Origin of the sequence: Roseovarius maritimus (assembly GCF_043355895.2) — a bacterium.
Classification (GTDB): Bacteria; Pseudomonadota; Alphaproteobacteria; order Rhodobacterales; family Rhodobacteraceae; genus Roseovarius; species Roseovarius maritimus.
In genome coordinates, this window is sequence record NZ_JBHFPF020000004.1 from 187,346 (window position 1) to 201,145 (window position 13,800).

The following is a 13,800-nucleotide window of genomic DNA, read 5'->3' on the forward strand; positions in this document are numbered from 1 at the left end:
TCAGGCTCCGTATCAATTCGTCGAACAACGGGTAAAACTTGCCCGCTCTGGAGTTGGTTCATGCGTCATCGCCCGTGAAGATCGCTCCAGCAGGGCACAGTATCACCATTGGCGGGCCGCGCCAGCCATACAGCCCGCGCTATGGCGCGTGCAAGGCAGGTTGCGGCGGCATGGCCCAGCATCATCGCCTCGCTTGGGTCTTTGAGGCGCCGGGCGCCCGTGCTGGCGGCAAAGACCAGATCGCCGTCCATCGGCGTGTGCGACGGAAGCAGCGCGCGTGCCATCCCATCATGCGCCGATGTGGCGAGGCGCGTGCATTGTGACTGATCGAGCGCCGCGTCGGTGGCGACGATTGCGATTGTGGTGTTGCCGCCGCCCATCTTGGTGGGCGGCGCGTGAACGTCGCCATAGTCCTGCGCCGCGCCCAGCCCGCCGAACTCGCGTCCGATCTCGAACGGGGCGGCCCAGAAATGCGGGCCTGTCCCAACGGTGGCCGATCCCAGCGCATTGACCGCGACGAGCGCGCCGACAGTGTGGCCCGAAGGCAAAACGTAGGAGGCTGAGCCAAGCCCGCCCTTGAGCGTTGCCGTCAGCGCGCCGGTGCCCGCGCCACTGCTACCCAAATCAAACCGGGTGCCCGCCGCTGCCAGGGCTTCTGCTCCGAGGCCCTTGTAAGGGTTCTCGGCCCAATTCTTGTCTCCGCCATTCAGCAGATCGAACAGGATCGCTCCCGGCACTATGGGCACACGCGAATCGCCCACCGCAAAGCCGCGCCCTTGGAGGGCCAAGGCGTCCGCCACGCCTGAGGCCGCGTCGAGCCCGAAGGCCGAGCCGCCCGAAAGCACCAGCGCATCGACCTGCTGCACGGTCCGGTCGGGAGCCAGCAGATCCGTCTCGCGCGTGCCGGGCGCGCCGCCCATGACATGCACCCCTGCCGTAAAGGGCACGTCGGCGGTCAGCACCGTCACTCCGGTGTTGATCCCGATATCCGAGGCATTGCCGACACGCAGTCCCGCGACATCGGTGATCAGGTTCAGCGGGCCGGACCCGCCCGAAGAGAATTGATCCATCATGCAAAACATCTTGCCAAAATCCGCGAGATCGGCAAGAACAGCTTCAGCCGGAGCGGTGGCGCCGCTCGCCCGCGCACAACGGGCCCAGGCCGCATATCCCAACAGTCCTGAACGCCGGGACCTTTCTGTCAAGGAAAGGCTCACTATGACTGCACGTCCTGAAATGTACCGCTTTCACAATGGTGAAAAGGCGCCCCTCCAGTTCGAGGCCGCCGAATACGAGGCTCGCCTCAAAGGGCTGCGCGCGCGCATGGCCGATCTGGGTGTCGATGTCGCCGTCTTCACCTCGATGCACAATATCGCCTATTACAGCGGTTTCCTCTATTGCGCCTTTGGCCGTCCCTACGGCCTTGTTGTCACGGCCGATCAGGACGTGACCATCTCGGCGGGCATCGACGCGGGCCAGCCTTGGCGCCGCAGCCACGGCGACAACATCACCTATACCGACTGGCAGCGCGACAATTACTGGCGTGCGATCCTGTCCGTCTCCGGCGAGGGGAAGGTGATCGGCTATGAGGGCGACCACCTGACGCTGCTGCAGAAATCGAAGTTGGACAGCTTCCTCAAGCCGTCCAAATCGGTCGACATCGCGCCTACCACAATGGTGCAGCGCATGGCGAAAAGCCAGGCGGAGCTGGATTTGATTCGCCGCTGCTGCAAGGTGGCCGATGTGGGTGGCTATGCGATCAAGGATGCCGTCAAGGTCGGCACCCGCGAGATCGACGTCGCCATGGCGGGACGCGACGCGATGGAGATGGAGATCGCCAAGGAATTCCCGGATGCGGAATACCGCGACACCTGGGTCTGGTTCCAGTCAGGCATCAATACCGACGGCGCGCATAACCCGGTGACCGCGCGCCAGCTGGAGCGGGGCGATATCCTGTCGCTCAACACCTTCCCGATGATCTCAAGCTATTATGTCGCGCTGGAGCGGACCATGTTCGTGGGCGAGGTCGATGACGCCTCGCTCAAGGTCTGGGAGGCGAACGTGGCCGCGCATGAATACGGCATGAGCCTCTTGAAGCCCGGCGTCTCCTGCGCGGAGGTCACGCACAAGATCAACGACTTCCTCGAAGAGCGTCAGTTGCTGCAATACCGCACCTTCGGCTATGGCCACAGCTTTGGCATCCTGTCGCATTACTACGGTCGCGAGGCGGGTCTGGAACTGCGCGAAGATATCGACACAGTGCTGGAGCCCGGCATGGTCATCTCGATGGAGCCGATGCTGACCATCGCCGACGATCAGCCCGGCGCAGGCGGCTACCGCGAGCATGACGTTCTGATCATCACCGAGGATGGCAACGAGGATATCACCGGCTATCCCTACGGACCGGAATTCAACGTCGTCGGCTAAGGCCAGACGCCGAAGATGTGCAATGGGCGGCCTGTGATGGGCCGCCCTTTTTTGCGAGCGTTTGCACGAGGGGGGAGGGGGCGTGCAAGGCGAGACGTAAGCGAGCGAGCGGCCGCCATACGGGACAAAACTGACCCTCATTGATATGGGGTGAAATTCTGCTTGCTGACATCGCCAGCGATCAGTCTGCAAGTCCCCTCTCGGAATTTAGGGCAATGCCAAAGTCCACAACCTCAACCCTGTTCAGTCTATGGACGTCTTCCACCCTGAACCAAGCGGCGGCCACCGTAGTGTCATCGTCACTGAAGTCTTTCTTGAGCGCTCCAGCGCAATTGCGAGCCTTGAAAATCAAACGGAGTGCGAGACCGGGTTGTCCCCACTCGGACGCGCTTGCTTCAATCCACTCTGATTGTGCACCAAGTAAGGGCCCTATCTCCGCTTCTAGACCAGTTTCTTCCTTTACCTCACGGATCGCAGTTTCGCTCGCTTGCTCGCCCCATTCCATGCCACCACCCGGCAATGTCCACGCACCCGATTTAGGGTGGCCAGGTTTTTCAAATTTAGTCAGCAAAATACGATATTCCAGATCAATCGCGACCACATATGCGGCAGCCCTTTGCCACTCAATGTTCATCTGAGCGTCCTTTCACGCGCAGACCGTGGGCGCGTCTATTCATTTTCCCGTAAAGCAGACATTGGCGGCACTGCAGCAGTCTTGCAAGTCGGGCTCGGCGCCGACATTACCGCTCTGCGCCGCACCACATGATGTTTCCATATCCTCCCGATCCGCCATACAAAGGCATATCGCAGCCGGGGGCACGCATCATGGTCGCACTCTTGAAACTGGTCCTTGTCGGCGGGATCATCCTGACGGTGATCTACATTCTGCTGTCGATCTATTCGCGCCGGGTGCGACGGGGCAAGCTGGAGGCGGAGTGGCTGATTGCGGGCAAGCCGGGCGACGAGGACGCCTTTGTCGATGCGGGTCTGAAAGAATATGACGCGTCCCTGCGTCGAAAATTGATCCTAGGCGTTTACGTGGTGCCGGTAACGGTGGTGGCGATTATCGTCTACCTGACGAATTTCAACTGAGGGGGGCCCGAATGGTCTATGTGAAATGGGTTTTCTGGGGTGTGTTCTGGACGGTCATGTTGGCCTTTCTGCACTACACTCTGCCGCAGCATGATATTGTGCGCATTACCGACACGTATGAGACCCGCGAGGATTTCGAGTACCCGTTCTTCTGGGCCAATCCCCCCAGTACCGAGACTGGCGCGCCGACCAACCGCGACGTATTTTTCATCCAGACTTTCCTCGAGAATGGAAAGCCGATGATCTACCGCAACGAGGATACCGGCTGGGGCTGGCCGCCTTATTTCAAGTTCGACACGGCCAACCTACAGGCTGAGGCGTCCGACCTTGTCTCGACCCGCAGCGCGAGCGTCGCGCAATGGGTGTCGATCACGCATTACGGCTGGCGCAACGAATTCCTGTCGATTTACCCCAATGCCGTGAGTGTCAAACCGGTCGCGGGGCCGGACGCGCGCATCATCCCTTGGTTCAACATCATCCTGCTGACGGTATTGGCGGCCTTCGTTTGGGGCATCTGGGCGCGCTGGCGCAAGTTTCGTGCCCGACGCGAGCAGCGCAAGGTGGATGAATTCACTGAAGGCTGGGGGTGATCGCCAAGCGTCATCCCTTCGCCGTTCCCGCCTCGGCCACTGCTTGCGCAGAAGGGCCGTGACAAGAGCGGGCCGGGTCTGCTTAGATCAGGCTGACCAATAGCCGCTTCTGCCGCGCGGCGCCCCAGATGAAAGGCTCGACGCCCGCCGTGACGCAACGCCAGCCTGACCTCGACCTCAGCCCGCCCGTTTCGGACGAGGTGCGCAAGACCACCTGCTATATGTGCGCCTGCCGCTGCGGCATCAACGTGCACATGAAGGACGGAAAGGTCGCCTATATTGAGGGCAATCGCGATCACCCTGTGAACAAGGGTGTCCTTTGTGCCAAGGGTAGCGCCGGGATCATGCAGCACAATTCTCCCGCCCGCCTGCGCGCGCCCTTGAGGCGCGTCGGCCCACGCGGATCGGGCGAATTTGAGGAAATTGGCTGGGACGAGGCGTTATCGCTGGCAACCGAATGGCTTGCCCCCCTGCGCGCCGAGGCGCCCGAGAAGTTGGCGTTTTTCACTGGACGCGATCAGTCGCAGAGCTTCACCAGCTATTGGGCGCAGAATTTCGGCACACCGAATTACGCGGCCCATGGCGGCTTTTGCTCAGTCAACATGGCAGCGGCGGGCATTTACACGATGGGCGGCGCCTTCTGGGAATTCGGCAGCCCCGATTGGGAGCACACCAAGCTTTTCATGCTCTTTGGCGTGGCCGAGGACCATGACAGCAACCCGATCAAAATGGGGATCGGCAAGATCAAAGCGCGGGGCGCGCGCGTCATCGGAGTCAACCCGGTCCGCTCTGGCTATAACGCCGTGGCCGATGATTGGGTCGGCATCACGCCGGGCACTGACGGGCTCTTCATCCTCGCGTTGGTGCATGAGCTGATGCGCACGGGCCGGATCGATCTCGATTACCTCGCACGCTACACCAACGCCCCGGTTTTGATAAACAGCGATCCCAAATCCCCCGAGCATGGCCTTTTTCTGCGCGATGCGGATGGCAAACCGCAGGTGATCGACCGCAACACCGGCAAGCTGGCCGCCTTCGACGCTAAGGGTATCCGCCCCGATCTGCACGCGACCCACCGTGCGGCAGGGATAACGCACCGGCCGGTCATGCACCTGATGGCCGAGCGCTACCTTGATCCGCAATACACGCCCGAGGCGGTGGCCGAGCGTTGCGGCATCACCCCACAGAAGATCAAGTCAATCGCCGCTGAGTTGGCCCGCGTGGCATTTGACGACTTCTTCACGCTAGACCGCGCATGGACCGATTTCCGCGGCGAGACACACCAGACCATGACGGGCCGCCCCGTCAGCTTTCACGCGATGCGCGGCATCTCGGCCCATTCCAACGGCTTCCAGACCTGCCGCGCGCTGCACATGCTGCAGATTCTGCTGGGCGCCGTCGAGGTGCCCGGCGGCATGCGGTTCAAGCCGCCATACCCCAAGCCGGCGCATGCCCATCCGAAGCCGCATTCGCGCAGCACCCCCGGCAAGCCGCTCGACGGCCCGCACTTGGGCTACCCTGCCGGCCCCGAGGATCTCTGCCTGAGGCCCGATGGCAGCCCCGCACGCATCGACAAGGCCTTTACGTGGGAGAACCCTCTCAGCGCGCATGGCCTGATGCATATGGTCATCTCGAATGCCCATGCGGGCGATCCCTACAAGATCGACACGCTCTTCCTGTATATGGCGAACATGGCATGGAACTCGTCGATGAACACGTCGGGCGTGATACAGATGCTGACCGATACGGATGAGACCGGCGAGTACATCATCCCGCGTATCATCTACTCGGACGCCTATAGCAGCGAGATGGTCGCCTATGCCGATCTTATCTTGCCCGATACGACCTACCTCGAACGCTTCGATTGCATCTCGCTCCTCGACCGGCCAATCAGCGAGCCGAACGGCGCAGCCGACGCCATCCGCTGGCCGGTAGTCACGCCTGATCGCGACGTGCGCGGCTTTCAGTCCGTGCTTTGCGATCTCGGCGCGCGGCTCAGGCTGCCGGGATTTGTCAATGAGGACGGCAGCGCGCGCTACGCCGATTATGCCGATTACATCACCCATCACGAGCGCAAGCCCGGGATCGGTCCGCTTGCCGGTTGGCGCATGGGCGAGAACGGCCTGACCCACGGGCGCGGCACCCCCAACGAGGCGCAGCTCGATACCTATATCGAGAACGGCGGCTTCTGCATCCAGAACATCCCCGAAGAGGCGCAATACTACAAGCCGTGGAACATGGCCTACCAGGACTGGGCCGTCCGCACCGGCCTCTTCGACACGCCCCAACCCTATATATTCGAGCTTTATTCCGAACCGATGCGTCGCTTTCAACTGGCCGCCGAGGGGCATGGCGACCACCAGCCGCCAAGTCACCTGCGTGAGCGTATCAAGGCCACGATGGACCCGCTACCCATCTGGCATGCGGCGCTGGAAGACGGCCATGTGGACGAGGCCGAATTCCCGATCCACGCCCTCACGCAGCGGCCCATGGCGATGTATCACTCATGGGGCAGCCAGAACGCCTGGCTGCGCCAGATTCACGGACACAACCCGCTCTACCTGCCGACCCGTCTTTTCGAAGAGCACGGTTTCAAGGACGGTGACTGGGCGCGTGTCACCTCGGCCCATGGCGAGATCACCGTGCCCGTGGCCCACATGGCCGCGCTCAATCCACATACCGTCTGGACATGGAATGCCATCGGCAAACGCAAGGGCGCTTGGGCGCTCAGGGAAAAAGCTCCCGAAACGACCAAGGGATTCCTCCTGAATAACCTCATCCACGAATTGCTGCCGCTCAAAGGGGACGGACTGCGCTGGTCCAACTCCGACCCCGTCACCGGCCAGGCCGCGTGGTTTGACCTGCGTGTGCGCCTCGAAAAGGTGCCCGCTCCGTCCGAGGCGCATCCCATCTTTCCGGCCCAGGCGTCCCCCGTCGGTCAGGGTCCCGAAACTCTCGCATGGAAGGCGGGGTCATGAGTGGACCACAGCGCACCCTTCTTGCGATCCTGCTTTTTGTGGCGCTGGTCCTCGGGTCCTTCATCTGGTTCATCGCCACCTGGGGCGACGATGCAGCTGGGCGGCCCGTCCAGCATCTTCTTGCGGGAAATATCCCGGGGTCCGGGGCAGCGCCCCGGTCCGCCAGCGCAACAGGAGCCGGCACATGACTTCGCTACCGCCTCCCTCACCGCGCAAACTCGGCCTCGTGATCGACCTCGACACCTGCGTCGGCTGTCATGCCTGCGTCATCTCCTGCAAAGGCTGGAACACCGAAAATTACGGTGCCCCCCTCAGTGACCAGCGCCCCTATGGCGAGGATCCCACGGGCACGTTTCTCAACCGCGTGCACAGTTACGAGGTGCAGCCCGAGGAGGGCACCTCGCAGGTCGTTCATTTCCCCAAATCCTGCCTGCATTGCGAGGATGCGCCCTGCGTCACCGTCTGCCCGACGGGCGCCAGCTATAAACGCGCCGAGGACGGGATCGTACTGGTCAACGAGACCGACTGCATCGGCTGCGGCCTCTGCGCCTGGGCCTGCCCCTACGGCGCGCGCGAAATGGACGCAGAGGAAGGCGTGATGAAAAAATGCACCCTCTGCGTTGACCGCATCTATAACCAGAACCTGCCCGAAGTGGACCGCGTCCCCGCCTGCGTGCGCAGTTGCCCCGCCGGTGCGCGCCATTTCGGCGACCTCAATGACCCGGACAGCCATGTCAGCCGTCTCACAGCCGAGCGTGGCGGGTTCGACCTGATGCCCGAGCAAGGCACCAAACCGGTCAACAAATACCTGCCACCCCGCCCGCGGGACCAGCACGATCAGGCGCCCCTGACCGATATTCTCGCCCCCTTCCTCGACACGCCCTTGACCGAGCCGAAAGGCTTTGTCGCCTGGCTCGACCGCGCGCTCTCGAAGCTCTGACATGCATCCTGCTGCCTCCGTCATCATCTTCACCACGCTTTCGGGTCTTGGTTTCGGGCTCCTCTTCTGGCTGGGCAGCGGCGTGATCGTCCCCACCGGATGGTCGGGCTTCATCTTCTTCGCTGTCGCCTACCTGCTCGCCGTCGGCGGCCTCATCGCCTCCACCTTCCATCTCGGCCACCCCGAGCGTGCACTCAAGGCGTTCACCCAATGGCGCACCAGTTGGCTCAGCCGCGAGGCTTGCGTGGCGGTGGCGGCGCTTGTCATCATGGCGCTTTACGGCGCGGGCCTCGTCTTTTTCGATCAGCGCTGGGCGCCCGTTGGCTGGCTTGGCGCGGCGCTCAGCGTTGGTGTCACCTTCACCACCTCAATGATCTACACACAGATGCGTCCGGTGCCGCGCTGGCATACATGGTTGACGCCCGCGCTCTACCTGTCGATCTCTCTGGCAGGCGGCGCGCTCATGGCCGGACAGGTGACGCTGGCCATCATCCTGCTGCCCATCGCGGCGCTCGTTCAGATCGCATGGTGGGTGCGCGGCGACGGGGCGCTTGCGCGATCGGGCACGACCCTGAGAACCGCCACGGGCCTTGGCGCCATCGGCACACCGCGCGCGTTCGAGCCGCCCCACACCGGCACTAACTACCTCCTGCGGGAATTCGTGCATGTGGTGGGTCGCCGTCATGCGCAAAAGCTGCGGCTCATCGCGCTGACGCTGGGCTACGTGCTGCCGGTGATGCTTCTCGGGCTGCCGGGCGGCCATATCACGGCGGCGATCGCCGTCATCAGCCATATCGCCGGCATCGCTGCCTCGCGCTGGCTCTTTTTCGCCGAGGCCGAACATGTCGTCGGCCTCTACTACGGCGAGCGGCAGGCCTGAGTAGCTTCTCTTTCATCTTTCCGAAAATACTCGACCCCGATCATGCCTGAAGCGCGGGATATCCATTTTCCACCGGGCCTTGCAGACGACGCGGCGCGTTGTCACTTGCAAGCGATCACCAGTACTTGAACGGAGCCATCATGGATTATCTTTACGTCGCCCTCGGCCTCATCGGCCTTTTTCTGGGCGGCGACGCGCTGGTGCGGGGCAGTGTCGGGCTGGCGCGGCGCATGGCCATCTCGCCACTGCTGATCGGCCTCACGGTGGTCGGCTTCGGCACCTCCACGCCCGAGCTTCTGGTGTCCGTGGATGCCGCGCTGAGAGGCGTGCCGGATGTGGCGCTGGGCAACGTGGTGGGATCCAACATCGCCAATGTGCTGCTGATCGTGGGCACAACGGCGCTGATCTGGCCGATCACGGTATCGGGGGCGACGCTCCGCCGCGACACAGCGGTGATGGTGGGCGCCGCGCTGGCGCTGGTGCCCATCCTGGCGCTGGGCGAGGTTGGGCGTCTGCCGGGCGCAGTGTTGGTCATGGCGCTGGCCGGATACCTTGCTTGGGCCTATCTGCAGCCCGGCGATGCGGTGCCGGACGAGGAGGCGGGCCTTCCGCCGCCCATGCCCGCCCTACGCGCCGGGCTCTGGCTGGTGGGCGGTCTGATCGCATTGATGCTGGGCGCACGGTTTCTGGTGGATGGCGCGGTGGCCATCGCGCAGGGGTTCGGTTTGTCGGAGGCGTTCATCGGCCTCACGATCGTGGCCGTGGGCACCTCGCTACCCGAGCTGGCGACCTCGGTGATCGCCGCCTTTCGTCGCCAATCGGCCATCGCCATCGGCAATGTGATCGGCTCGAACGTCTTTAACGTGCTGGGCATTCTCGGCCTGACGGCAGTCATATCACCCATTCCGGTGGCGCCGCGCTTTCTGGGCTTCGACCTGCCGGTGATGATCGCCGCCTCACTGGCGCTGACCGCGCTCTTGCTGCTGCGCCCGGTGATCGGGCGCGTGATGGGTGTAGCGATGCTGATCGCCTACATCGGCTACATCATCGCCGCGCAGGGTTGACGCGATCCCGAGTAAACGAAAAGGCCCCGCAGTTTCCTGCGGGGCCTTTCGAAATTCAAACCGTGGGGCAGATCAGTCCTTGTCGGACTTCAGCGCCGCGCCAAGGATGTCTCCCAGCGATGCACCCGAGTCGGACGAGCCATACTGCTCGACGGCTTCTTTCTCTTCCGCGATCTCGCGCGCCTTGATCGACAGACCCAGGCGGTGCGATTTGGCATCGACGTTGGTCACGCGCACATCAACCTTGTCGCCCACGTTGAAGCGATCCGGGCGCTGCTCGGCACGGTCACGGCTGAGGTCGGAGCGGCGGATGAAGGACTTCATGCCTTCATATTCCACTTCGATACCGCCATCCTCGATCGAGGTCACCGTCACGGTGATGATCGAGCCGCGCTTCACGCCACCAACCGCTTCGGCGAATTTGTCGCCGCCGAGGTTCTTGATCGAAAGCGAAATGCGCTCCTTGTCGGTGTCGACTTCGGAGACGACCGCCTGAACCATATCGCCCTTGCGGTAGTTCTGGATCGCATCCTCGCCACGCTCGTCCCAGCTGATGTCCGAAAGGTGAACCATGCCGTCGATCTCGCCTTCGAGGCCGATGAACAGACCGAATTCGGTGATGTTCTTGACCTCGCCCTCGACCTCGGTGCCCTCGGGATGCGTCTCGGCAAAGACTTCCCACGGGTTACGCATGGTCTGCTTGAGGCCCAGAGACACGCGGCGCTTGGCCTGGTCGATCTCGAGGACCATGACTTCGACTTCCTGGCTGGTCGACACGATCTTGCCGGGATGCACGTTCTTCTTGGTCCAGGACATTTCCGAGACGTGGACGAGACCCTCGACACCGGGCTCCAGTTCGACGAACGCGCCATAATCGGTGATGTTCGTGACGCGGCCCGTATGGGTCGATTCCAGCGGGTACTTGGCGGCAACCATGTCCCACGGATCTTCCTGCAGCTGCTTCATGCCCAAGGAAATGCGGTGGGTTTCCTTGTTGATCTTGATCACCTGCACCTTGACCGTCTCGCCGATCGACAGGATCTCGGAGGGGTGGTTCACACGGCGCCATGCCATGTCGGTAACGTGCAGAAGGCCGTCCACACCGCCCAGGTCGACGAATGCGCCATACTCGGTGATGTTCTTGACGACGCCATCGACATTGTCACCCTCGGTCAGCTTGCCAATGACTTCGGCGCGCTGCTCGGCGCGGCTCTCTTCGAGGATCGCACGGCGCGATACAACGATGTTGCCACGGCGACGGTCCATCTTGAGGATCTGGAACGGCTGCTTGAGGCCCATGAGCGGGCCGGCGTCGCGCACGGGGCGCACATCGACCTGGGAGCCGGGCAGGAAGGCCACGGCGCCGCCGAGATCGACGGTAAAGCCGCCCTTGACGCGGCCGAAGATGGCGCCTTCGACGCGCTCTTCCGCGGCATATGCTTTTTCCAGACGGTCCCATGCTTCTTCGCGGCGCGCCATCTCGCGGCTGATGACGGCTTCGCCACGCGCGTTTTCGGCAGAGCGCAGGAACACTTCGACTTCATCGCCGACATTGATGTCGGGCTGCTCGCCGGGGTTCGCGAATTCCTTGAGATCGACGCGGCCTTCCATCTTGTAGCCTACGTCGATGATGGCCTGGCCCGCTTCGACAGCGATGACCTTGCCCTTGACGACTGTGCCCTCTTCGGGCGTGTCCATTTCGAAGCTTTCGTTCAAGAGGGCTTCGAATTCCTCCATAGATGTATCTTGAGCCATGTGGTCTCGGGTTCCTTTATGGGTTTTTCGGGCCGTGCGGTTGTCTCCGCCGGTCTTGGGGTTTCGTTGGTCAGGCAACATGCGAAAACCCGAAAGAGGCCGCGGGGGAAGCCGGGCCCTGCTCGGGTACTTTCGGAATCGCGATAGGTATCGCCTTGGTGACAGGCGCGCGTATACGGGTAAACTGCTTGATTGGCAAGGGCAGGCGGGGGCCTAGCCCTGCTGGACGCGCTCGACCTCGGCGATGGCGGCGGCCACGGCCTCTTCGATGGTCAGGCGCGATGTATCGAGTTGCACGGCATCCTCGGCGGGTTTGAGTGGCGCGGCGGCGCGGGCGCTGTCGCGGGCGTCACGCTGGCGCAGATCGGCCAGCACGGACTCATAGGTGACATCGTGGCCGGTGCCGGTCAGCTCGGCCAAGCGCCGCGCTGCGCGCACCTCGTCCGACGCGGTCACGTAGAGCTTCACGTCGGCATCGGGGCAGATGACAGTGCCGATATCGCGCCCATCCAGAATGGCGCCACCCGCGCGCGCCGCGAAGGCCCGCTGAAAATCGACAAGCGCCTGGCGCACCTCGGGGATTGCGGCGACGCGGCTGGCAGCCTGTCCGACTTCGGGAGTGCGCAGATCTGGCGCTTCCAAGTCCTTTGGCTGCAGCGCGCGCGCCGCCTCGACCGCGCCCTCGCCGTCCAGCATGCGCCGTCCAGTCGCGCGATAGAGCAGCCCGGTATCGAGATGGGCAAAGCCGAAATACGCAGCCAGCCTGCGTCCGACCGTGCCCTTGCCCGCCGCTGCCGGACCGTCGATCGCGATCGTGAATGCCATAGCCCAATGCCTTTGCCGCTGCGTCCGCTGCATGGGTACTGCAACGCTGCTCCGGCCTCAAGCGTGGCTGAAAAATATGAATCGCCTGCGTGCCGGCGGCGGCGGGCCATGGGGTTTTCTATCGAGAAAAAGCCGGGTCGCGGCGGTTCCGGGTAGCGCGCGTAGCCTAGCCTTCGTCCATCGGGAGGTTCAGGGTCACGACCAGACCGTCCGTCAGCCAATCGAAGTGAAGCGCACCATTCGATGCGGCGATCAGCTTGGAGACGATATCCGCGCCGCTCTCCCTTGTGGGGGGCGTGACCTCGGGGCCGCCGACCTCGTGCCAGACCATTTGAAACTCGTCCGCTTCGGTCAGGGACCATGATAGATCGACCCGCCCCGTTTCACTTCCAAGGCTGCCATGCTTGACTGAATTCGTCGCCAGTTCATGCAGCAAGAGCGTCAGCGACGTGACCATGTCACCGGTCAGGTCGACATCGTGACCGCTGAAGCGAACCTGCTGCTCACCCAGCGGAGCATAGGCGAGCAGGAGTGTGCGCGCCAGATGTTCGAATTTCAGCTGGCTGGGCCGGGTGCTGGTGAGAGTGTCGAAATGGGTCTGACCGAGGGCGACAAGACGCTCGATGACCTTTTCGCTGTATTCCTCGGGATCGGTTTCCGTGCGCCCGGTCATCTTGATCACGACGCTCATCACGTTGACGATATTTTTGAGCCTGTGCAGCAATTCCGACGTGCGCAACTCGGCCTCGCGGCGCTCCTTGGCGCGGGCCTCGGAGACGTCCAGTTGCGAGCCGAAACGGAAGATCAGCTGTCCCTCTTCGTCGTAGATCGGACCGATCTGAAGCGCGTTGATGAATTTCTCGCCATTCTTGCGATAATTCACGATCTCGATCATCGCCACCTCGCGCGAAGCTATGGCGACGCGGATCGCCTCCACGCTTTCGCTAGTGGTTTCGGGCCCCTGCAGAAACCGGCAGTTCCGACCGATGAACTCTTCTTCGTCATAGCCGGTAAGATCGCAAAACGCCTGATTGGCAAAGACGATCGGTTCATCGGGCCTGGTCGGGTCGGTGATGCAAAGGGGCAGGCGGCTATGTTTGATGGCATGGGCGAAAACATCGTTTTCGCGGATCGTCTCGGGAGAGAGACTGACAACATCCTTGAGATCGAGTGACATTCCGGCAGGCCAATTCAGTTAGCAAGTCTGATCTTATATGATGAAGCGTCCTGCCGGTGCAAGCGATGCAGC

13 protein-coding genes are annotated in these 13,800 nt (G+C 62.7%); 8 read left to right on the plus strand and 5 right to left on the minus strand.

Annotation, left to right across the window (positions count from 1 at the left end; genetic code table 11):
• Positions 1–65: 65 nt before the first annotated feature.
• Positions 66–1,073, minus strand: coding sequence for a P1 family peptidase (locus ACEWPM_RS10500; protein WP_393962057.1), 1,008 nt, complete (start codon positions 1,071–1,073; stop codon positions 66–68).
• Positions 1,074–1,218: 145 nt separating this feature from the next.
• Here ACEWPM_RS10500 and ACEWPM_RS10505 point away from each other — a divergent pair, with 145 nt between their 5' ends.
• Entirely contained in the window at positions 1,219–2,427 is a 1,209-nt protein-coding gene (locus ACEWPM_RS10505) for an aminopeptidase P family protein (RefSeq protein ID WP_393962056.1), read from the plus strand.
• A gap of 181 nt (positions 2,428–2,608) precedes the next feature.
• Here ACEWPM_RS10505 and ACEWPM_RS10510 read toward each other — a convergent pair whose 3' ends face one another.
• Positions 2,609–3,061 (minus strand): NUDIX hydrolase, encoded by a 453-nt coding sequence (locus tag ACEWPM_RS10510; RefSeq protein WP_393962055.1) that lies wholly within the window; start codon positions 3,059–3,061, stop codon positions 2,609–2,611.
• Between the two features lie 191 nt (positions 3,062–3,252).
• Here ACEWPM_RS10510 and ACEWPM_RS10515 point away from each other — a divergent pair, with 191 nt between their 5' ends.
• The 7 genes from ACEWPM_RS10515 to ACEWPM_RS10545 all read left to right on the plus strand — a co-directional run bounded on the left by ACEWPM_RS10515 (position 3,253) and on the right by ACEWPM_RS10545 (position 9,971).
• A complete protein-coding gene (locus ACEWPM_RS10515; RefSeq protein WP_393962054.1) occupies positions 3,253–3,519 on the plus strand; it encodes a hypothetical protein in 267 nt (88 codons plus the stop codon).
• Positions 3,520–3,530: 11 nt separating this feature from the next.
• Entirely contained in the window at positions 3,531–4,109 is a 579-nt protein-coding gene (locus tag ACEWPM_RS10520) for a DUF1523 family protein (protein ID WP_393962053.1), read from the plus strand.
• A 128-nt stretch (positions 4,110–4,237) separates the two neighbouring features.
• Positions 4,238–7,087: a molybdopterin oxidoreductase family protein gene (locus ACEWPM_RS10525; protein WP_393962052.1), complete on the plus strand. Its 2,850-nt coding sequence runs from the start codon at positions 4,238–4,240 to the stop codon at positions 7,085–7,087.
• The gene (locus ACEWPM_RS10530) at positions 7,084–7,275 is read left to right on the plus strand and encodes a hypothetical protein (protein WP_393962051.1); all 192 of its coding nucleotides are present in this window, start codon (positions 7,084–7,086) and stop codon (positions 7,273–7,275) included. Before ACEWPM_RS10525 ends, ACEWPM_RS10530 begins: the two co-directional genes overlap by 4 nt.
• The gene (locus ACEWPM_RS10535) at positions 7,272–8,027 is read left to right on the plus strand and encodes a 4Fe-4S dicluster domain-containing protein (protein ID WP_393962050.1); all 756 of its coding nucleotides are present in this window, start codon (positions 7,272–7,274) and stop codon (positions 8,025–8,027) included. Before ACEWPM_RS10530 ends, ACEWPM_RS10535 begins: the two co-directional genes overlap by 4 nt.
• A 1-nt stretch (position 8,028) precedes the next feature.
• Entirely contained in the window at positions 8,029–8,907 is an 879-nt protein-coding gene (locus tag ACEWPM_RS10540) for a dimethyl sulfoxide reductase anchor subunit family protein (protein ID WP_393962049.1), read from the plus strand.
• A 140-nt stretch (positions 8,908–9,047) separates the two neighbouring features.
• The gene (locus ACEWPM_RS10545; RefSeq protein ID WP_393962048.1) at positions 9,048–9,971 is read left to right on the plus strand and encodes a calcium/sodium antiporter; all 924 of its coding nucleotides are present in this window, start codon (positions 9,048–9,050) and stop codon (positions 9,969–9,971) included.
• 72 nt (positions 9,972–10,043) lie between these two features.
• On the opposite strand, the gene rpsA is transcribed toward ACEWPM_RS10545, so the two are convergent.
• From rpsA to ACEWPM_RS10560, 3 genes are all read right to left on the minus strand, one after another.
• Complete coding sequence (gene rpsA, locus ACEWPM_RS10550; RefSeq protein ID WP_393962047.1) at positions 10,044–11,807, minus strand: 30S ribosomal protein S1; 1,764 nt, start codon at positions 11,805–11,807, stop codon at positions 10,044–10,046.
• Positions 11,808–11,939: 132 nt separating this feature from the next.
• The gene (gene cmk, locus ACEWPM_RS10555; protein ID WP_393962046.1) at positions 11,940–12,551 is read right to left on the minus strand and encodes a (d)CMP kinase; all 612 of its coding nucleotides are present in this window, start codon (positions 12,549–12,551) and stop codon (positions 11,940–11,942) included.
• A gap of 166 nt (positions 12,552–12,717) precedes the next feature.
• Positions 12,718–13,728 carry a PAS domain-containing protein gene (locus ACEWPM_RS10560; protein ID WP_393962045.1) on the minus strand — a complete coding sequence of 337 codons (1,011 nt, stop codon included), beginning with the start codon at positions 13,726–13,728 and terminating at the stop codon, positions 12,718–12,720.
• Between the last annotated feature and the right edge of the window lie 72 nt (positions 13,729–13,800).

What these genes read in the sequence shown, in the direction of transcription:
- ACEWPM_RS10500 (WP_393962057.1), bottom strand. Translation starts at nt 1,073, where the DNA reads ATGATGGATCAATTCTCTTCGGGCGGGTCCGGCCCGCTGAACCTGATC.
- ACEWPM_RS10505 (WP_393962056.1), top strand. Translation starts at nt 1,219, where the DNA reads ATGACTGCACGTCCTGAAATGTACCGCTTTCACAATGGTGAAAAGGCG.
- ACEWPM_RS10510 (WP_393962055.1), bottom strand. Translation starts at nt 3,061, where the DNA reads ATGAACATTGAGTGGCAAAGGGCTGCCGCATATGTGGTCGCGATTGAT.
- ACEWPM_RS10515 (WP_393962054.1), top strand. Translation starts at nt 3,253, where the DNA reads ATGGTCGCACTCTTGAAACTGGTCCTTGTCGGCGGGATCATCCTGACG.
- ACEWPM_RS10520 (WP_393962053.1), top strand. Translation starts at nt 3,531, where the DNA reads ATGGTCTATGTGAAATGGGTTTTCTGGGGTGTGTTCTGGACGGTCATG.
- ACEWPM_RS10525 (WP_393962052.1), top strand. Translation starts at nt 4,238, where the DNA reads ATGAAAGGCTCGACGCCCGCCGTGACGCAACGCCAGCCTGACCTCGAC.
- ACEWPM_RS10530 (WP_393962051.1), top strand. Translation starts at nt 7,084, where the DNA reads ATGAGTGGACCACAGCGCACCCTTCTTGCGATCCTGCTTTTTGTGGCG.
- ACEWPM_RS10535 (WP_393962050.1), top strand. Translation starts at nt 7,272, where the DNA reads ATGACTTCGCTACCGCCTCCCTCACCGCGCAAACTCGGCCTCGTGATC.
- ACEWPM_RS10540 (WP_393962049.1), top strand. Translation starts at nt 8,029, where the DNA reads ATGCATCCTGCTGCCTCCGTCATCATCTTCACCACGCTTTCGGGTCTT.
- ACEWPM_RS10545 (WP_393962048.1), top strand. Translation starts at nt 9,048, where the DNA reads ATGGATTATCTTTACGTCGCCCTCGGCCTCATCGGCCTTTTTCTGGGC.
- rpsA (WP_393962047.1), bottom strand. Translation starts at nt 11,807, where the DNA reads ATGTTGCCTGACCAACGAAACCCCAAGACCGGCGGAGACAACCGCACG.
- cmk (WP_393962046.1), bottom strand. Translation starts at nt 12,551, where the DNA reads ATGGCATTCACGATCGCGATCGACGGTCCGGCAGCGGCGGGCAAGGGC.
- ACEWPM_RS10560 (WP_393962045.1), bottom strand. Translation starts at nt 13,728, where the DNA reads ATGTCACTCGATCTCAAGGATGTTGTCAGTCTCTCTCCCGAGACGATC.